This window comes from Shewanella colwelliana (assembly GCF_001735525.1).
Lineage (GTDB): Bacteria > Pseudomonadota > Gammaproteobacteria > Enterobacterales > Shewanellaceae > Shewanella > Shewanella colwelliana.
In genome coordinates this window covers 299,389-318,800 of sequence record NZ_MCBT01000043.1, presented here as the reverse complement: position 1 = coordinate 318,800, position 19,412 = coordinate 299,389, and the positions used below count along the sequence as shown (strand labels likewise).

Sequence of the window (19,412 nt, the reverse complement as noted above, 5' to 3'; positions counted from 1 at the left end):
CTGAGGCTTGGGTTGCTGTCATCTTCGGTTACGGCACCGCTGGCATCCACGGTTAAGACGGGGAGATCGTTAGTGCCGGTAATGGTGAGGCTGACGGTCTTGGTGTCGCTGCCACCATCGTTGTCAGTGACGGTCACATCAAAGCTTAAGGTGATGGTCTCGCCTTGGGCGAGGAACTGCACATCACTGTTAAGAATACTATAATCCCAGCTGTTACTGTCGACGCTGAAGCCATCGACGAGGCTAGCCAGTTGGGCAGGGCTAAGCACGGTGGTTAGATCCCCGCCGCTCCAGGCTATATCGCCGTTGTAGACGTCGCTGACATTGTGGGTATTAGTGGTGTCGACATCGGTGAAGCTGAGCGCGCCGCTGTCACTGAGGCTTGGATTGCTGTCATCTTCGGTTACGGCACCGCTGGCATCCACGGTTAAGACGGGGAGATCGTTAGTGCCGGTAATGGTTATGGTTAATGGAACTAGTACGGCATCACCATCACTATCAGTGAGTAAATAGTTGAACGATTCGTTAATCTGTTCACCTAAGGCCAGCGACTGTATAGCATTAGAGTCATTATTAAGTTGATAGGTATAGCTACCATCAGCAAAAATCGTTAGTAAACCGAAGTCACCTTGTATGGTATTTGATGTAGACACTGCCACAGAGGTGCCTTGAGCATTCGTGATGGCTGTGATTGCAGCTGAATCGGCTCCTAATGTGTCATTAACCAGTAAATTACCTGCAATTTGAGCTGCACCATCTTCAGTCACACTGTTGGTATCGGCAACGCCTTCGGGTTGGTCATCGATGATATTAACGGTAATACTGCCGTTTGCGACATTCCCTGCACTATCCACCAGTTCGATGTTGAAAACCAATTGAAGTTGGTCATTCGCACTGTGATCGACACTTGAGTTGAGCGCGTAATCATAGACAAACTGACCCGTTGAGTTGTCAAATTCGGTAATGGTCAGTACACCATTCGGGGTGTTAATCACAATGGGACCTGCAAATTGTCCATCGTTGATAATATTAAAACCATTGATTGTTAGGCTTGCTATTCCCAGTTCTGCATTAGTTTGGATATTGGCTGCAAGATTGGTTAATAGTGCTGAAGGGTCACTACCTTGAGGCATGTTGGCCTCAAAAATTGAGAAGACTGCAGAGGATACTGTAGGGGCAGCTAATTGTTGCTCTGGGATAGTAACAGTTTCTGGTGGGGTATCTGTAGTGGTCGTGAAACCTGTAGTATCCCAGCCTGCTCCTGCAATCGTTTCGTCACCAGCACGTCCTAAGGTAACAAAGTCTGAACCACCTTCATTACCTGCTGTACCAGCACCAGCTGCCGTTTCTGGTAATCCTTGGGTTGGGTCGTCACCGGCTAAAATTTGGGCTTGTAGTGCGGCAATTTCAGCATCTAATGAGACTGGGCCATCTGCTAGCTCATTGGTGGCATCAATTTCTGTGCTTGCTGCTGCAGTACTTTGTTCTTCTGGAGGTTGTTGTAAATTAGTCTGACTCGCTAATGAGCCGTCTTCATATTCAAGTTTAAACTCTGCATTGGGTGCAAAAATGAGTTGCTCACCCGAACGAATCAAGTCGCCAATTTTGACTTCTCTGACATTTCCCTGTTCATCTTTAACCTTGAGTTGACCGACAAGATTAATTACTACTGCGTCCTGTGTTGTAATTGATGCGCCCATAACTGTACCCGCCCTACTTTGACTAAGATCTAGGGCAAATATCATCTATTTTGCCCTAGCTATTTATTGCTCTACCTTACTTATCTCTATAAGTGTGGTTGGCTTTGAAATAGAGTCAAATGACGCAGGAAGACAGGGGTTTATAGGTTTTTTTATAACTTTTTAATTTATAAAACTAATAGGCTGTTTTTATAACGATTATCATTAGTGTTGATGATGCTTGCATGCTGGTGAGAACAAAAAACCACCAATGAAGGTGGTTTTTAGCAGTAAATAGTATAAAAAAGCGTCAAAAAATTGCCGCTTTGCGGTAACTCTGTAACGCTGAGTTTTGCTCCCCAAGATGTTCTTGGGCTTCTGCAAGGGCTATCCAGTGTTGTTTTGAGGGAGCTTGATGACACACTTTTTCCCACCACTGTTTGGATGCTCTGAACTCTTTGCTTTGATCATAAATTGTCGCAATGCAGGCTTGGTAGTCGGCGTTGTCAACATAGCGCTTTTCTAAATCGAACAGCTGTTTGCGGGCATCTAAATCGGCAGGCGTAATGACCCTTGTAAGTGCGTCAAGTATCTCTGGGTAAGCTTCATGCCTCAACTGCTTCATGAGTAACTTTAATGATTCAGTTTGGCGTCCATAACGAGCGATACCTTCGGCATAAAGCGCAATATAGTTAGCTTGCTTACGCTCTGAGCGACTCAACCAGTGCCAAGCCTTTTCAAGCTCCTGTTCACTATTACTTGCCGCAGTTGTTAATAGCGCATGGTTAGTTTGTAAGTTTAGCTGTGTAAATTCATCATTGCTAAGTACGTTGCGCTTAGCGATGGTTGGAAGCAGTAATTTCATCGCAGCCCAATCTTGCTGGGCACGGTACAGCTCAACGGCTAAACGCAATAGCGGTAGCTTACTTTTACTGGTTGGATTAAGCGCGTCAAGCTGGGTTCGCGCCTGAATAAGCTCACCTTGTTGCAATAGGTAGCGAATACGCGTTGTTGTGACCGCTTTAGCTGCAAGCGGCTCCTTAGCTGCCTCAACCAAATAGTTATCTCTTGCTTCTGGGTCATTTTGATGTTGTGCAGCACGCGCTGCGGCGAGCAAGTTTAGTGCAGGGATCTCGCCTTTTTTAGCCCCTTTTGCCATGGCTTTTTCTGCCATAGGCCAGTCTTCTTCAGCTAATGCAAGGGCACCTAGCAAGGTGTGTTTCCTAGCGGCTTTCCGACGCCACTTTTCAGGTAAGAATCGGCTGCTAAGTAGCAGGTTTAGAGTCCATACCACGCACCACTCTAGTAACACTAAGATAGCGTAAAATAGAATCGCAGCTAATAAGGCAAATATTAAGCTGGTTTCTAACTCATAATCGCCCATGGCGATGTAGATGTAGCCGTTAAACCAAGATAGATAGGGGCTGACGACCAATCCAACGAGTATGATAATTAAATAGATTAGCGCTTTAATCATTGTGGTGTCTCCTGAACTTTTGTCAGGCTACCATGTGTAACGAGTTGCTTTACCAAGGGCGTCGCAGCAAACTGTTGAATGCTCGGGGTTTGAAGCTCTAACGTAACGAGTGCATCCAGTGCTTGAAGTGTCTGCTCTGTTTTTTGGTCACCCAGATCGAAATATTGAAAAATCCACTTTCTCGCTAACCCTATTGATTGACGGTAATTCACTTGGTCTTGGCGTAATAGGGCGAGTTGGGCCTGTAATAGCTTGTTACGTACGTTCTCCACCAAATACCATTGCTGATCAGGAGCTAACAGTGGCGCGTGATCTGTGGTGCGTTTGCGGATCACAACAAACTCCTCGATCAACGCTTGCCATGATTTTGCCAAGTTACTTTGCCAATCATCTAGAGACTCTGTCATGGCTAACGAGTCATCAGTCGTGGTGATTTCTGATTCGCTGCGATTAAGTTTTAAGGCATTGAGGTTATTAATAATGGTGTCGAGGGTTAAAACTGTCCCCGCAACATCAGTGGTTTTGATTGCTGCGACATTGGTCATATCTTGTGCTAATGCTTTTCGTAGCGGTATTAATGAGGGGTCTTTCATGGTTTCTATTCGATCATCAGCGGCTTCTAACAGTGCTAGTGCAGTTTGTGGATCGTTTTCTAACCAAAGTTTACTACCGGCCATTCTCATTAAATATTTAGCCTCTTCAGCCATCCAATGATTTGGATTCCGTTGAGCGAGCTTATTTACTTGCTCTTGAACTTGGTTTTGAGTACTGGTGACTTCGTTCAATTTAGCGGAAAAATTACGCTCAACAACGCGTTGCTGTTGCTCTAAGTGAGTGATACGAGCGACGGGGTCATTGAGACGCTGCTGAAGTTGTAAGGCCAACTCAGCTGACTTTTCTTTTTGCAGTGTAAGCTCTTGGTAAAGATAAAACCCACCGCTAGAGGTGGCGAAAAGTAACAATAGAATGAATACAAGATTAAATAGAAATCCCCAAGAAACCCCACGAGACTGGTGTTCGGTATCGGCTTTAACGGCTTTATCTGTTGGCTTAGCCGACTCGGCAAAGGTGGCGTCGACGGTTTCATTGATGGTTGCTGTCTGTGTAACCGTTTGGCTTTCTTGCATTTTATTTTCCATTCAACAGATCCTTGATGACGAAAGGCAGATAATCGATGCAGAGAGGGCGAAACGACTTAGGCTGAAATTCCTAAGGCTTTGAGTACGGCATCGTTATTGGCTGCTTTAGCGTTGGTAACACGATTAAAACCAGCGTTGATCGCTTGATCATATACACGGTCGCTGGGGACTATGATATGACATGCGTGCAGCCAAGCAAATAGTTCTTTAGGAACAAGTTTGATTAGATTAGCAAGAATTTCACCACTAGTGACCACTATGGTGTCTATCTTATCTTGTTGCCATTGTGCAGCAACAGCTGGAGTGAGTGAGGGAGCGACGCGTTGATAAACCTGCCAGTAGTGGACATTGGCCCCGCGTTGTCTTAGTTGTTCTGCGAGTGCTTCTCGTCCACCAATGCCCCTGACTATTGTGACATTTTTCCCTACTAAATCTTGTAGTGCAGACAGGGTGAGTAGGCCCTCTGTTTGCTGACAATCTTGGGGGGCTTCTAGTGCATCAACATTCAGTGCTTTGAGCGCTAAGTAGGTTGCTCTACCAACGGCAAAATAGCGGGGATGATTGGGAAACTGATTATTTAGTGCCTGGGCGGCATAATCGACTGCATTGGTACTGATAAAGATAACGATATCGGCATTGCGAAATGATCCTAAGGCGATTGGGTCATTGATATCATTGGTGGCCGTCACCGCTAGCAGAGGTGTAATGCAGTAAGGCACCTGCTGTTGAGTAAGTGCCTTAGCCACAAACTGATTGCGCCCCTCAGGGCGCGTCAGTAAGACTTTCACTTGGCTACTTAGCGTATACGGCGTCTAATATCTCTTTAGCGCCTTTAGCTAATAACTCTTCAGCCAATGCGATGCCTAATGCTTCTGCATCTGTCTTTTGGCCAGAGGTGGTGCCTTCGATAACGTGGCTACCATCAGGGTTACCCACTAAACCACGAAGGGTAAGTGTCTCACCCACTATTTCTGCATAGGCCCCAATAGGTACCTGACAGCCGCCTTCTAAGCGAGTATTCATTGCGCGTTCTGCTATCACGCGGTAGCGGGTTTCGATATGCTCTAAAGGTGCAAGCAGGGCTTTAACGCGCTCATCGGTGGTACGACACTCAATACCTACGGCACCTTGGCCATTAGCTGGCAGTGACTCTTCGGCTGAGATAAAGCTAGCAATCCGCTGTTCTAGCTTCAGGCGTTTCAAGCCCGCAGCAGCCAAGATGATGGCGTCATAATTGCCACTATCTAACTTAGCAAGACGGGTACCCACGTTACCACGAAGGTCGCGGATTTCGAGATCTGGACGCGCAGCTCTGATTTGGCACTGGCGACGTAGGCTTGATGTGCCGACAACGGCACCATGAGGTAACTCACTGATGGTTTTATAGGTATTTGAGACGAATGCGTCACGCGGATCTTCACGTTCACAGATCACTTGAAGACCCAAACCCTCTGGAAAATCGACAGGTACATCTTTCATTGAATGTACCGCAATATCGGCTTTGTCTTCGAGCATTGCAACTTCAAGCTCTTTAACAAACAAACCTTTACCACCAACTTTTGCCAACGGAGTATCTAAAATGACATCTCCTTTCGTGCTCATAGGTAGCAGCTCAACCACAAGCCCTTCGTGAGCTTTTTCTAGTTCAGCTTTGACAAATTCAGCTTGCCACATTGCAAGTGGACTTTTACGTGTAGCGATACGAATGACGTTTTGAGACATGCTCGATATTCCATCAGAGGCTATAGTTGCGCTAATGCTAACATTGGTTTCAAGTAGATGTAAGAAAGTGCTGCTGATTCTTTGAAGTGTACCCATATCTAGATCAATAAAAAGTGTGATCAACGTCTCGTTTGCTTGCTGTTTTGTGACAAGGTGTTAGCATGTAGATGATATCTATTTATGAGTAGGTTTTGGCCTTGAGTGACAACGAGTACTTTGTCGACACTGCAGATCGCTTAAATCGGGTTCGTATGGCGCGAGCTATCGCTATACTTACTCCGCTTCAGCGGCACCTATTTCATTTAATCCCATTACTTTTTCATTATCATCGGTCTGGTTATCCTGGCTACAACGGCGCAATGACCCCTTCTGGAATCGCTGATTACTTTCCTAATGACAAAGCGCTAGAGGCGTGCCAAACATTGGCGCTTGCCAAGCCCGTGGTTTTTCACTCACAGCAAAGCGCTATCTATGGCGTTTATTCTATGGGGAGCACCGCAAGCTTTGGGCAAAACCCTAAAAGTGACATCGATGTTTGGATAGTTTATGACCCAACCTTGTCCAATGAAGAACGTGAACTGTTGGCGCAAAAGGCCACTAAAATCACTCAGTGGTTTGAGCGTCATGATTTAGAGGTCAATATCTATCTCGTGCACCCTAAGCAGTTCCTACTCTCAAAAGCTGGCAAAGAGGAAGCGGGTGCAGCATTGGGCTGTGAAAGTAGTGGCAGTGCCCAACATTGGTTATTGCTAGAAGAGTTCTATCGCAGTCATATCTGTTTAGGGGGCAAGCGAGTAGCGTGGTGGCCGAATGCGGCAACGAGTGAAAGTCACCTTTTTTTGGGGGACGTTAGCCATCTTCCAGCAAGTGAATATTTTGGCGCATCATTGTGGCAGTTATACAAAGGGCTGGATAAACCGCATAAAGCGTTATTAAAAGTAATGTTATTAGAAGCATATGCTAGCGACTATCCTGACACAGAGTTAGTGACCACCAAAGTATGGCAGCGTACGTTAGCTGGCGATTTTTCAGCGTTTAATGATGCTTACTATCTACTGTATGAGTCGATTGAATCTTATTTAATCCAAAAGAAAGATCCAAGGCGTTTAGAGATTGTACGCCGCTGTTTCTATTTAAAGTGTGGCATACGGTTGTCGGTGGCCGATCACCCTAAAGATTGGCGTTACCACAAATTGGGCGCTTTAGTTCAGGATTGGGGATGGTCGGATAACCTATTAAGTACCTTAGATGAGTGTGGTCAATGGCATTGCGGTCAGCTGCAATGGTTTAATGAGCAGTTGAATGAGCTGATGTTAGGTAGCTATCAGACTTTATTGCAATTTGCCTCGGTTAATAAGTTGAGTGAAAGCCTAAAAATATCTGAGTTAGGTTTATTAACGCGTAAATTGCATACCTATTTTAGTGATGATGACAAGCAGATTATTGCTTTAAACCGTCTCTGGAGCCACTCCATTGCAGAGCCACATCTCACCATTATTTTTAGTCCAAAAACTCAAGAGTATTATCTGTATCGGTGTATGCCAAATGCCAGAGAATTTATGGGAAATCGGGCGGTTTACCACTCTCATAGCAAGGCAAAACTATTAGTTTGGGCAGCGATAAATGGTGTTTCTACCGAAGGAACCACTTGGCATGACTATGCACAGCAAGCCATAAAGTCCACTCAGTTGACAAAAGCTGCTCGCCGGTTGCCTGCGATGGTCAATACGGGTTCATGGCGGGTGTCTAAGATGGATCTTTGTCAGCCTTGGCATTTTCGTAAAGTGATCTTCTTGATTAATTTTAATACCGATCCAACCCAAGGTTGGCGTGGTCAGGAGATTATGGTCGATTATATGAATGCCAATATTTTTTCGCTTGGACGTCAGTGTATTAATATGCTGAGTTCACTGGATGTTATCTGCCAAAATAGCTGGGGAGAGTGGCATTGCCATCATTTTGAAGGTGACACCGCAATTTTGGATGCCTTGGTATACGTAACTCCAGGTATGCAGCGAGCCAATGGCAGTACAGATGTTGACGTGATTAGCTGTTCTAACCGTTTAAAAACTCAATTTGAACGCACTGTTACCACCCTGATTCATCGTGCCGATCGTTTAAGTCGACAAGCGCGTACTTCATCGACCATGGTGCACCCTTTGCAGGTCGGTAAAGTTAAATATGGTTTGTTTTTTAACTCCAAAGGGATGATGTATCAGGACTTGAGCGATGCTAAAGCATTTTATCAGCGACTCTCTAAGCACAGAATGCTCGCCTTGCCTCGGCCCGATTTGGGCAATGACCCCTTTAGTAAAATTCCTGAAGTAATTGGTGATTTTGCCGCCGTTGGTGCTATTCAATATTTTCTTCGTCAAGACAAAGAGGGGATAGATGTTTATATCCTTAATGAAGAAAATGAACTTGAACATTATGTGCAGCCGGGAACGAATGTTGACGAACTCGTTAGTCAAGTTAGTCACCATCACGCCTTCGATGAATCTTACTTGGAAACTGAACGCTTTAACTTACCGCAGTTTTTTAGGCTAATACGTATAGAGGGAAAGCTACGAGTCGTGCCTTTTGGAGTGGATATCAATGAAGCTGAAATGGAGTTTTAGCGGTGTGGGTTGACACACCGCATAAAGGGTTAGGCTAGAGCTTAAGCTGTATACCACCTTGGCGCAGAATAGATGCGATGACAAATGGCATAAATTCGCCCGCGTCACTGCGTTCATCGAGCCACTTTCCCTCGATAAAAGAAAAGTGATAGCCGCCAAACTGGGTCGCAACCCAAATTTGATGCAATGGTTCCTGTTTATTGATGACGATTTTTGATCTGTCTTCGAACTCGAGTTGTAACACGTTACCCGATGCGTCGATATCCACATCGGCATCTTGCTCATCGATAGCCAATTCTATGGCATCTTCTATTGCGGAGAACATCTCATCAGCGAGTTGATGATACTCGGAGTCTGTCATTGCCATTGGGGCATCCTTGAGTTGGAATAATTTGCAATGGCGACATAGTAACAATGCAGCATGAGATGCTCCATAATTTTTTCATGTGGAAATGGGTGTTATTGGCCGAATATGATAAATCGCCAGACTCCAAGTTAAATATATTCACTATGGCATGGTTTAGGCCGATATCTGCTTGACGCGCAATACCTAACTCTGCAAACATCAGAGTCGATATACCTAAGCTTTGTTTTTGCGCCGTTGTCACTGCACCGTTGAATTGCCCTTAAGGCTGCGCACTGTTGGGATAAATTGCCTAAATCGATTTTATTAAACTTATGTTTTTAGCGATTAGTACTGCATATTTGACGATTGAAGTGATAATTATCCATTTATACTGAGGGGGATAATATCCCTTTGAGCAGGTTGCCAAGCAAACCCTGCTTAGGTATGTCCAACACAATGGCACCAATCATGGGCCTCCTTTGACTTTTAGATACTGGAATTTCTGATGTTAAGCAAAATGAAGTTAATCTCCTTAATACTGCTTGGTAGCTTATCCTTAGTGGCTTGTGGTCAAAAAGGTCCTCTCTATAAAGCGCCTGAAGTGGAAGATAATCAACCACAACAAGACAATAGCGACAAAGTCGAACAAGCATCACAGAAGAATAAGGAATAATCTCTTGGACTATTTTCTCTACAAAGATGGCGAACTACAGGCTGAAGATTGTGCCGTAGCTCAGTTAGCACAAACCTACGGTACGCCGTTATATCTTTATTCTCGTGCAACATTAGAGCGTCATTGGCATGCTTTTGATAACGCAGTGGCCAACCATCCCCACCTCATCTGTTATGCGGTAAAAGCGAATTCAAACCTGGCCGTGCTCAATGTACTGGCCCGTTTAGGCAGTGGGTTTGATATTGTCTCAGGTGGCGAGCTTGCTCGGGTAATTGAAGCCGGTGGCGACCCGAAAAAAGTGGTGTTTTCTGGTGTGGGCAAAACCGTCAGTGAAATGGAGATGGCATTAGAGCTTGGTATCTACTGCTTTAATGTTGAGTCTGCTGCCGAGCTTGAGCAGTTAAACCTAGTGGCATTAAGACTGGGGAAAGTCGCGCCAGTGTCTCTGCGTGTTAACCCTGATGTTGACGCTGGTACTCACCCTTATATTTCTACGGGTCTTAAAGAGAACAAATTTGGTATCGCCATGGAAGAGGCGGAAGCTATCTTCTTGCGCGCCCATGAACTAGCTGGGCTGGAGGTCAAAGGCGCAGATTGTCATATAGGCTCGCAACTGACAGAGATACAACCGTTTCTCGATGCCATGGACAGAATGTTAGGCCTTATCGATCGCTTGGCAGAAAAAGGCGTTAGCATATCTCATCTTGATGTGGGTGGCGGCTTAGGTGTTACCTATGATGATGAGGTACCGCCGCAACCTAGTGATTATGCTTCGGCATTGTTAGAAAGGTTGGCAGGCCGTGAGCTGAAATTGATCTTTGAACCGGGTCGCGCAATTGCCGCCAATGCGGGCATTTTTGTTACGCAAGTGCTCTACTTAAAGCAGAACAGCGAGAAAAACTTTGCTTTAGTCGATGGTGCGATGAATGACTTAATTCGTCCCTCACTCTACAGTGCTTGGCAAAACATTATTGCGGTTAATCCACGTCAAGGTGACACGCTAAATTATGATATTGTTGGCCCAGTTTGCGAGACGGGTGACTTTTTAGGTAAAGATCGTTCGCTAGTGCTTGAATCTGGCGATCTCCTCGCGGTTCGCTCATCTGGTGCCTATGGTTTTACTATGTCATCGAATTATAACTCTCGTCCGCGTGCGGCCGAAGTGATGGTTGATGGTAGCGCACATTATTTAGTGCGAGAGAGAGAAAAAATCGCTCAACTATGGCAAGGTGAACAACTGCTCCCATAATCGGGGGATGTGAAAGTTAGTTAGCTCAGTTATTTAAAGGAACACTCTTTTGATCCAATTCACCAAGATGCATGGTTTAGGCAACGACTTTATGGTGGTCGATGGCGTGACACAAAATGTCTATTTTTCGCCGGAGCAGATAAAACGTCTGTCTGATCGAAACTTTGGTATCGGTTTTGACCAGCTATTATTGGTAGAGCCGCCTTATGATCCTGAGTTAGATTTTCATTATCGGATTTTCAATGCCGATGGCAGTGAAGTTGAGCAGTGTGGTAATGGTGCTCGCTGTTTTGCGCGCTTTGTCAGAAACAAAGGTCTGACAAATAAGCAAAAAATCAAGGTTAGCACCTCATCCGGGAAAATCACTTTACGCTTAGAGAAAGATGGCAATGTGACTGTGAATATGGGGATTCCAATTTTGGACCCCAGCCGTATTCCATTCACGGCTAAAAAAGCAGAAAAAACCTATTTGTTGCAAACGGAACTCGCGACAGGTGTACAAACCTTTTTATGCGGCGCAGTGTCTATGGGTAATCCACATTGCGTGCTTGATGTCGAAGATATTGAAACGGCCGATGTCGCCAACCTAGGCGCCTTATTGACTAGCCATGAGCGTTTTCCCAAAGGGGTCAATGTAGGCTTTATGCAAGTCGTGAGTCGTGACCATATTAAGCTGCGAGTCTATGAGCGTGGTGCGGCAGAAACCTTGGCCTGTGGCAGTGGTGCATGTGCTGCAGCTGTGGTTGGCCAACTTCAAGGCAAATTGGCTAGCCGCGTGCGTGTCGATTTGCCTGGTGGAACATTGACGATTAATTGGGAAGGCGAGGGTAAGCCCCTTTGGATGACGGGGCCTGCAGAGCATGTATATGATGGACAGATACAGTAATGACAGACGTTATGAATAAGAAGACGCCACTTCCTTTTGATGAGATCTTGATACGCGAGTATCTGCTCGACAACCCTGATTTCTTTAGCCGTTATCCTGAGCTGTTATTGGCTATGCGGATTCCTCATGCGCAGCGTGGAGCTGTCTCGCTGGTTGAGCGTAAACAAGAGATGCTACGTGGACGTGTGGCGCAACTAGAGGAGGAGATCACTTCTTTAATGGCCATGGCAACGCGTAACGAACAGATCTACATGTTTAATACTGCGCTGTCATTGAAACTGCTCCAAGCCGAAGATCTTGGTGAGCTAAGGCAAACACTGTCTGTCGAGCTAAAAGAGCAGTTTAATTTTACCCATGTAAGGTTAATTACCGTGCATGATATCGACAGTGAATTGTCGAATATATGGCGGGATAGGTTAAAGCCAGGCTACTATTTTGGCCGTTTAACCAATACAGAATCTAAACGTTTATTTGGCAGTGAGGTCGGATCGGTAGCGCTGTCTCGCCTGTCGGAACAGTGTGGCCAAGTGATTTTTGCTATCGCTAGCAAAGACCCAATGCATTTCCATCCTGAGATGGATAACTTGCTATTAGATCAGCTCAAGCAACTGCTTGATCATCTTCTGCCAAAATTGTAATCCGCTAATGCCTACTTGTCTGATTGAGCGCTTTGAAACCTATCTTGCTTCAGAGCGTCAATTGTCACCGCACACTGTACGAAACTACCTTTTTGAATTGCGCCGAGTCGAGCAGCTATTAGCTGAGGGATCTCAATGGCAGCAATTGAGTAGTGAGCAGTTGCAAGGTGTACTTAACCGTTTGCATAGACAAGGGTTGGGTGCGCGTTCAATCGCTCTATCTCTCTCGGCACTGAAGCAGTTTTTTCACTTTTTGATGCAGGAATCCTTGATTACGGTCGACCCTGCAGCCAATCTTAGTGCGCCAAAACAGGGTAAGCCATTACCTAAGAATATGGATCTGGATGCCGTGACTCATCTGCTGTCAATTGAGGGAGATGACTTACTGGCGGTGCGAGATAGGGCCATTATGGAACTATTCTATTCGTCAGGATTACGATTGGCAGAACTTGCAGCCTTAAATCATCTGGATATCGATTTCAGTGAGCATCAAGTTAAGGTAATGGGCAAGGGCAGTAAAGAGCGCATTGTACCTATTGGTCGGTTGGCGATTGACGCGATAGCGCAGTGGTTGCCACTGCGGGCCAGTTTAGCTTGCGAAGATGATGCACTATTTGTGACAGCTAAGGGCAAGCGTTTAGCACATCGCAGTATTCAAGCGCGCCTTGATAAATGGGGCCAACAACAAGGTTTGAACGTGCGAGTGCATCCACATAAATTACGCCACTCTTTTGCGACGCATATGCTGGAATCAAGCGCCGACTTGAGGGCAGTACAAGAGCTTTTAGGCCATGCGAATCTATCAACCACTCAAGTTTATACCAGTTTAGACTTTCAGCATTTAGCAAAAGTTTATGATGGCGCTCATCCAAGAGCCAAGAAGCGAGGTGGCAATGATTAATACTGCCTTAAAACCGCATTTGATCTCCGCTATCAGCTTCGATCTCGATGATACGTTGTACGACAATCGCCCTATTATTATCAATGCCGAGCAAAAGTTATTGGCATTTTTAGCCAAGCACTATCCATTGACGACAGGTTGGGATTTTGAGGACTGGCTTCACTTAAAGAAGGCGCTCATTGACCATTTTCCATTGTTAAAACATGATACTTCAGCGGCGCGTTTACTGACGTTAGAGCAGGGGTTATTGGCACTGGGTTATGATACTGAGTGCGCGGCGCAAGGTGCGCAAAAAGGGCTGGATTACTTTCTAACACAGCGTTCGGATTTTGTTGTCGCTAAATCAATATTGGAGATGTTGGGCACTTTAGGTGAACATTACCGTTTGATAGGTATCACCAACGGTAACGTTGACGCCGCAAATATCGGCTTGCAAGACGTGTTTGAATTTGTGCTGCACCCAGGTAACGGCACGCGCATGAAACCCCATCCAGATATGTTTTATCAGGCTTATCATCGTCTTGGTATCCAAAGTAAGCAACTGTTGCATATTGGTGACAGTTTCAAGGCTGACGTACAGGGTGCGCGCCAAGCTGGTTGCCAAGTCGCTTGGTTAAATCCCGCTGTCGGCCGCCAACCTCAACTTGCTGGTAGCGGGATGTTGCCGCATATACAGCTGTCCGCATTAAGTGATTTGCTCAACCTTATTTGAGGCAATTATCGCTTTAGTACCAATAAACCAACCTAAGGTGCTATTTTGTCATGCCTTCGACTGATATCATTCCTATGTTCTACATAATGAGTAATTTAATTAACTGTTAATGATAGGGAATATCATGAAAAAGGTTTTAGTGACTATTGCGGTATTGGCGATGACTACAGCTTGCTCTATTAAGCAACGAGTTGACCCTGTTCAAGTTAATAATAGTGATGAAGTGTGCATTCAGAAAAACCCCGATGTACGTGAAGGATTTCTTGCTGAAGTCGAGAAAGTGCTGACAGAGAAAAAGATTAAGTATCGTATTATCGATCAGTTAGATGCCAGCCAGCAATGTGAGTGGACAGCCACATACACGGCAAACTGGGCATGGGATTTAGCTTTATACATGGTCTATGCTGAGATAAGAGTATTTCGCGATGGCAAGCTAGATGGTGAAGCCATTTATGATGCGCGTATGGGTGGCGCAAACATGAATAAGTTCATTGATGCGGAGCCAAAAATCAGAGAGTTAATAGAACAATTGATTGAGCAAAAACAGGCATCATTGCGTTGGTCGCCGTTAAATCAGGTGGCCATTTAAACCGCATCAAGGCTCGTTGCTAACGAGCCTTTTTATTTTTCTTATCGATCACGCCATTTTCTATTTTTGGTCACAGTCCTTGTCACTAATTTAATCTATTGTCTGTTTTCAATGTCACGGAATGAGACCTATAGATGCTAAAGAAACTACTTCCCCTATTACTACTTTGCTGGACTGCCCCCGCATTTTCCCATGAAATCACTAGCGGAGCAGGTTTTGTCACTGGCTTCAATCACCCTGTACTGGGGTTTGATCACCTACTTGCCATGCTAAGTGTTGGGCTACTGAGCACTCAGTTAGGGGGTCATGCCATTTGGCGTGTGCCGTTGGCCTTTATGGCGTTTATGTTAGTGGGCGGGGTATTGGGTGTGTTTGCCATTGCGGTGCCTTTTGTCGAAATTGGTATTGCATTGTCAGTGTTATTGCTAGGCGGTGCTATCGCCTTAGATAAGCGTATTCCGCTCTATGCGGCGATGGCTTTCGTTGGCTTATTTGCGATTTTTCATGGTCATGCTCATGGCGCAGAGATGCCAGAACTAGCGAGCCCTGTGCTTTATGCATTAGGATTTTTATCTGGTACAGCGGTGATCCATATCTGTGGGGTTGCATTGGGTTTTATCATGCAAAATATCAATGTGAAATGGCCGCTGACCCGTTTAGCTGGTGTCGCAATAGCCGCTACTGGCGGCTATTTATTAATGGGGTTTTGAGGTACTGCAGACTGTCGATGACGAATATTACAGTGTTAGTGCTAGTGCCTGAGGAAAGAGGAGATTGTTTTCTAAGTAGATGTGCTGCTTTAGATCCAACTCAAACTCTGCCAGGGTGGCGTAACAAACACGCCAGGTCGTGCAAGCGTGCGCTGGCGGAGTAAAACCATTCGTGAGCTCACTGATCTTCTCGAAGATCTGCAATGCATCATCATGCTCATACTGCATAGCATTGATAGGATTGCCGATATGGCCAAAGCAGTTTTGCATTTCAACTTGGTTGTGCAGGCCTAGAATTGCCGGGAACAATATCTGTTCCTCTTTCATCAGGTGCGGCATTAAGTCTTCCACTAATGCATGGATCCAGCCTGCCAATGGTTTGATTTCAGCATGGTTTTCGCCGTGAGCACGCACCATCTTTTGGCTGTATTCCACTAGCAGAGGCGCTTTTTCTCTCACAAAAGTATGGTGAGTCGATTCGATATAGTTAAGTAAGTCGGGGAGGGGCAGTTGCTCTAAACCTTGAAGTTTATCGCCTTGAGCATCTAAGGCTATCAAGGCGTCAAGCAGAGGGGCTTCATCGGCATCGAAACGTTTAATCGCTCGCGCTAAACTGATGCCACCGCCGCAACAAAAATCAATACCATACTGACTAAACAGATGGGCTGTGCGGAAATCGTTAGCGACTAACTCACCAACGCGCGCAGCGAGCAGATCTTCTTTGGTCTGAAGGGTTTTCGACTCAAGTGTGTTTGGTTGAGACATTGACATCTCCAAGGTATGTTTTATATGTAACAAGTATATTATTAGCACCTTTAGTTGGGCTCAATTATTACTTGAGTAAAATGCTCGGGTAATCACACTTTTTGCTATAAAATAACTCAATATAGGTAGTGAAGAAGCGATGACGTTAATGTGGGCTTGTCGAGGTTTTTGGATATTTTTATCGGACAGCGGCGCTAAGTTGGCTATTCGAATAGTGTTTTAATAGTGATTAATTTACACTAGCTGGCAGTAAAAGCTATTTAAGTGTCCAACAAGCTCAGTAATGATTGTCAACAAAAGCAAAGGTCGTGTTAAGCCATAATGTTTAATCTAGGTCGTTTTATTCGCGCATTAATCATCTCTCCAGCAGCGCTGGGGCGGATGTTATTGATCGTGATTTTAACGATGCAATCTATGGTGACCATGGCTGACGACTGTACTTCGGCCCACGATGATTGTGGCAGTGACGTAAGCTATGTTGTTGAGCAAATTAAAAGCGCCGATAGCCAATCACAATGTGATGAGGATGACATAAAAAGCCATGTAGACGATGACTGCGTCGAATGCAGCAATAACTGCTGCTCATGCTGTATGACCTTGATGCATCCTGTCACTGCGCTAAAGTCTATGGCGGTAAGTCCTAATAGCCACACTTTTACCTTTAGCTCTATTTCTGTTGAATCCCCTTACTTCGCGTTTCTACGCCCCCCTAAAGCCTTAACCGTTTAATCAAAATCTTATCAGTTTAGTGAGCTTTTAATGGCTTGCTAAAGATCTGTTGGGCCTGTTGCAGGTTTAACTAACAGCTCTGTATTTTTATATTAAATCGAGGCTTATTCTCTGATGTTTTATAATACTAATGTTGGCAACGACGCCTTAAAAGTGGCTATGCGTTGTCTTTGGCGAGGGCTTTGTAGCACCCTCGTTATTATTGCTCTTTTTCTTGCCGCGCCTTTGGTGGTAAAGGCGGAAACGCCAACAGAGGCGCTGTCGTTAACTACAGTTATCGAACGGGTCCAACAACAGCACCCATCCCTTAAAGTGTTTCAGTTTAGAGCTAAGGCACTCGATGGTGCCGCGCAAACACAAGCGCTGACACCGGGTTTTGAAATAGGCTTTGATGCCGACAACATAATGGGAAGCGGCGAGTTTCAAGGCATCGACAGTGCGGAGTTTAGCGTGTCTCTATCATCGGTGATTGAGCTCGGCGATAAACTGGATGCCCGTAGCGGTATTGTCAGTGAACAGCGTGCTGTATTAGATGCTGAGCAAAAAATTGCCGCTTTAAACGTACTAGCAGAAGCGACTCGTCGTTATATTGATGTCTTGGCGGCGCAGTCTCAACTTGAGCTTGCCATTGACTCCTTACTGCTTGCCGAAGAAACACAAACGGTTGTGGCTAAGCGCGCTCAAGCTGCGGTGACATCCGATGCAGAAGTGAAGCGCGCTCAAGCCGCTGTATTCAATGCAAAACTGGTTGCCGAAACTCAGTTGCAACAGCTCGATTACGCTAAATTAGCCTTAAGCATGATGTGGGGGGAATCTCAGGTCGGCTTTGATTCGCTGCAAGGCAACTTGTTTGCCTTTAGTGATGATGTCGCGCTCGAACCATTATTCGAGAAGGTAAAGTACAGCCCAGCTATCACTGCTTATTTAACTCTGGCACAGCTCAAAGAGGCTGAACTACGTTTTGCTAAAACCCAGTCGAGCAGTGATATCAGCTGGTCGGTTGGCGTTAAACAGTTTCAGCAAACCAACGATATGGCATTGACTGCTGGCTTTAGTATGCCGCTGTTTAATGGTGAGCGAAATGCTGGCGAAATCCTTTCTGCTCAAGCGGCAAAAGAGCAAGTGCTTGCTAACCGAGAAGTGGCTTTATTAGCGCTTTATGGCCAGTTATATCGCGCCTATGCTAGCCGTAAACAGGCGATGGTGACGGTTAATCGTTTGCAAGCGAGTGTTATTCCTACCTTAACCTTAGCCCTTGAAGACACTAAACGAGCTTATGAGCAAGGCTTGTATAGCTATCTTGATTATTTAACTGCGCGTGAAGAGCTGTTATTTGCTCGTCGAGCACTGATTGATGCAGCGGCCTCTGCACTGCGTTACGGCGTCGATATTGAGCAATTGATTGCCGAACCACTACCTGCCTCACAACATACTTTCTTTAATGACTTTTCCGATCCAGCAGACTTTTCTAACGCAGCTATTTCTAACGCAGCTAAAGGACACGCAAAATGAGCGCTAACACACTAACAAAATTTTCTCTCGTTCATCTTGCTGTCACTGCGGCCATTACAGCTTGTATGCTTGTTATGCCGGTGAATGCTTCAGATGATCACGCCCATGAGCTTGAACATCAGCATCAAGCAGAGCGTCATGACGAGCACGGACATGATAAGCATGAGGATGAACATGGTCATAAGGATGAGCACGATGATGATCATGGTCATAAGGATGAGCATGGGCATGATGAACACGGCCACAATGAGCATGAAGAGGGCAAAGTGCATATTAGTCCAGAGCAGATGCAGCGCTCAGGTATTGCGACTCAAATTGCTCAAGCGGGTGATATTAAGCAAACCGTTACCGTGTATGGCCGTACCGTATTGCCAGAAGCTGCCAGCAGCCAAGTCAAAGCTCGCTTTGCTGGTTTAATTACTCAAATGAAAGTTAACGTAGGCGATAGGGTTAAAGCTGGACAAGTTATCGCTGAAGTTGAGTCTAACTCAAGCCTAAAACGTTACTCAATCAAAGCACCTATTTCAGGCATGGTCGTTGAACGGAGCGCCAATGCAGGTGAAATGGCAATCGATAATGTATTGCTAAGCATTATCGATGACAGTCGCCTTTGGGCTGAGTATCAGATCTTTCCTGCGCAAATGCGCAGTGTTGCGGTAGGCCAGCAGTTATTGGTCACTGGCACACAGCAGCAAGCTGATTCGAAGCTTGAATATCTATTGAGTGCGCCACAAGGACAGTTATATCAGCTTGCACGTGCACCGCTTGATAATACTAACGGCCAATGGCCGCTGGGCAGTCTAGTGTCTGGTTACGTCACCTTGAGCAAGCAAGCTGTTGGCTTGATGATTGACAACCTTGCGCTGCAAGAAATGGAAGGCCAACAAGTGGTGTTTGTGCGCAATGCAGAAGGTTTTGAAAAACGTGTGGTTGAGCTTGGCCTGCGCGATAGCCAAATGACAGAGGTGTTGTCAGGACTCATAGCTGGCGAAGAATATGCGGTGCAAAAGAGCTTTTTGTTGAAGGCAGATCTTGAGAAATCAAGCGCTGGCCACGTGCACTAAAAG

At 45.5% G+C, this 19,412-nt stretch carries 19 protein-coding genes; 12 read left to right on the top strand and 7 right to left on the bottom strand.

Features of this window, described 5'->3' with window-relative positions:
- The 5 genes from BEL05_RS14485 to hemC form a co-directional block, all read right to left on the bottom strand.
- Positions 1-1,700 (bottom strand): retention module-containing protein (locus BEL05_RS14485; RefSeq protein WP_175427346.1); only part of this gene is annotated, 1,700 nt, incomplete at its 3' end.
- 289 nt (positions 1,701-1,989) lie between these two features.
- Entirely contained in the window at positions 1,990-3,156 is a 1,167-nt protein-coding gene (locus BEL05_RS14480) for a heme biosynthesis HemY N-terminal domain-containing protein (RefSeq protein ID WP_069671578.1), read from the bottom strand.
- Positions 3,153-4,295, bottom strand: a complete 1,143-nt coding sequence (locus tag BEL05_RS14475; RefSeq protein WP_069671577.1) for a uroporphyrinogen-III C-methyltransferase — start codon at positions 4,293-4,295, stop codon at positions 3,153-3,155. The genes BEL05_RS14480 and BEL05_RS14475 overlap by 4 nt, the downstream gene beginning before the upstream one ends.
- Positions 4,296-4,351: 56 nt before the next feature.
- Complete coding sequence (locus tag BEL05_RS14470) at positions 4,352-5,083, bottom strand: uroporphyrinogen-III synthase (protein WP_069671576.1); 732 nt, start codon at positions 5,081-5,083, stop codon at positions 4,352-4,354.
- Positions 5,084-5,087: 4 nt separating this feature from the next.
- Positions 5,088-6,017, bottom strand: a complete 930-nt coding sequence (hemC, locus tag BEL05_RS14465; RefSeq protein WP_069671575.1) for a hydroxymethylbilane synthase — start codon at positions 6,015-6,017, stop codon at positions 5,088-5,090.
- A 197-nt stretch (positions 6,018-6,214) separates the two neighbouring features.
- Here hemC and BEL05_RS14460 point away from each other — a divergent pair, with 197 nt between their 5' ends.
- On the top strand, positions 6,215-8,635 hold the full coding sequence (locus BEL05_RS14460; protein ID WP_083250362.1) for a class I adenylate cyclase: 2,421 nt from the start codon (positions 6,215-6,217) through the stop codon (positions 8,633-8,635).
- Positions 8,636-8,669: 34 nt separating this feature from the next.
- Here the strand turns inward: BEL05_RS14460 and cyaY are convergent, their stop codons facing one another.
- Positions 8,670-9,002, bottom strand: a complete 333-nt coding sequence (cyaY, locus tag BEL05_RS14455; RefSeq protein ID WP_028764517.1) for an iron donor protein CyaY — start codon at positions 9,000-9,002, stop codon at positions 8,670-8,672.
- 484 nt (positions 9,003-9,486) lie between these two features.
- Between cyaY and lptM the strand changes: the two genes are divergently transcribed.
- The 8 genes from lptM (at position 9,487) to BEL05_RS14420 (ending at position 15,339) form a co-directional block, all read left to right on the top strand.
- Positions 9,487-9,654 carry an LPS translocon maturation chaperone LptM gene (lptM, locus tag BEL05_RS20940; RefSeq protein WP_245686999.1) on the top strand — a complete coding sequence of 56 codons (168 nt, stop codon included), beginning with the start codon at positions 9,487-9,489 and terminating at the stop codon, positions 9,652-9,654.
- Positions 9,655-9,658: 4 nt separating this feature from the next.
- Positions 9,659-10,903, top strand: a complete 1,245-nt coding sequence (gene lysA, locus BEL05_RS14450) for a diaminopimelate decarboxylase (RefSeq protein ID WP_069671574.1) — start codon at positions 9,659-9,661, stop codon at positions 10,901-10,903.
- A 49-nt stretch (positions 10,904-10,952) separates the two neighbouring features.
- Complete coding sequence (gene dapF, locus BEL05_RS14445) at positions 10,953-11,789, top strand: diaminopimelate epimerase (RefSeq protein WP_028764515.1); 837 nt, start codon at positions 10,953-10,955, stop codon at positions 11,787-11,789.
- Positions 11,789-12,427, top strand: coding sequence for a DUF484 family protein (locus BEL05_RS14440; RefSeq protein WP_028764514.1), 639 nt, complete (start codon positions 11,789-11,791; stop codon positions 12,425-12,427). Before dapF ends, BEL05_RS14440 begins: the two co-directional genes overlap by 1 nt.
- A gap of 7 nt (positions 12,428-12,434) precedes the next feature.
- Positions 12,435-13,328, top strand: coding sequence for a tyrosine recombinase XerC (gene xerC / locus BEL05_RS14435; RefSeq protein ID WP_069671573.1), 894 nt, complete (start codon positions 12,435-12,437; stop codon positions 13,326-13,328).
- The gene (locus BEL05_RS14430; protein WP_175427347.1) at positions 13,324-14,040 is read left to right on the top strand and encodes an HAD-IA family hydrolase; all 717 of its coding nucleotides are present in this window, start codon (positions 13,324-13,326) and stop codon (positions 14,038-14,040) included. Before xerC ends, BEL05_RS14430 begins: the two co-directional genes overlap by 5 nt.
- A gap of 124 nt (positions 14,041-14,164) precedes the next feature.
- Entirely contained in the window at positions 14,165-14,629 is a 465-nt protein-coding gene (locus BEL05_RS14425; protein ID WP_028764511.1) for an Sbal_3080 family lipoprotein, read from the top strand.
- A 134-nt stretch (positions 14,630-14,763) separates the two neighbouring features.
- Positions 14,764-15,339, top strand: a complete 576-nt coding sequence (locus BEL05_RS14420) for a HupE/UreJ family protein (protein ID WP_069671571.1) — start codon at positions 14,764-14,766, stop codon at positions 15,337-15,339.
- A gap of 27 nt (positions 15,340-15,366) precedes the next feature.
- Here BEL05_RS14420 and ric read toward each other — a convergent pair whose 3' ends face one another.
- Positions 15,367-16,104, bottom strand: a complete 738-nt coding sequence (gene ric, locus BEL05_RS14415; RefSeq protein ID WP_037428876.1) for an iron-sulfur cluster repair di-iron protein — start codon at positions 16,102-16,104, stop codon at positions 15,367-15,369.
- A gap of 321 nt (positions 16,105-16,425) precedes the next feature.
- Between ric and BEL05_RS14410 the strand changes: the two genes are divergently transcribed.
- The 3 genes from BEL05_RS14410 (at position 16,426) to BEL05_RS14400 (ending at position 19,409) form a co-directional block, all read left to right on the top strand.
- Complete coding sequence (locus BEL05_RS14410; protein WP_028764509.1) at positions 16,426-16,833, top strand: hypothetical protein; 408 nt, start codon at positions 16,426-16,428, stop codon at positions 16,831-16,833.
- Positions 16,834-16,947: 114 nt separating this feature from the next.
- Complete coding sequence (locus tag BEL05_RS14405) at positions 16,948-18,345, top strand: TolC family protein (protein WP_069671570.1); 1,398 nt, start codon at positions 16,948-16,950, stop codon at positions 18,343-18,345.
- Positions 18,342-19,409, top strand: a complete 1,068-nt coding sequence (locus tag BEL05_RS14400) for an efflux RND transporter periplasmic adaptor subunit (protein WP_028764507.1) — start codon at positions 18,342-18,344, stop codon at positions 19,407-19,409. The genes BEL05_RS14405 and BEL05_RS14400 overlap by 4 nt, the downstream gene beginning before the upstream one ends.
- Positions 19,410-19,412 lie beyond the last annotated feature (3 nt).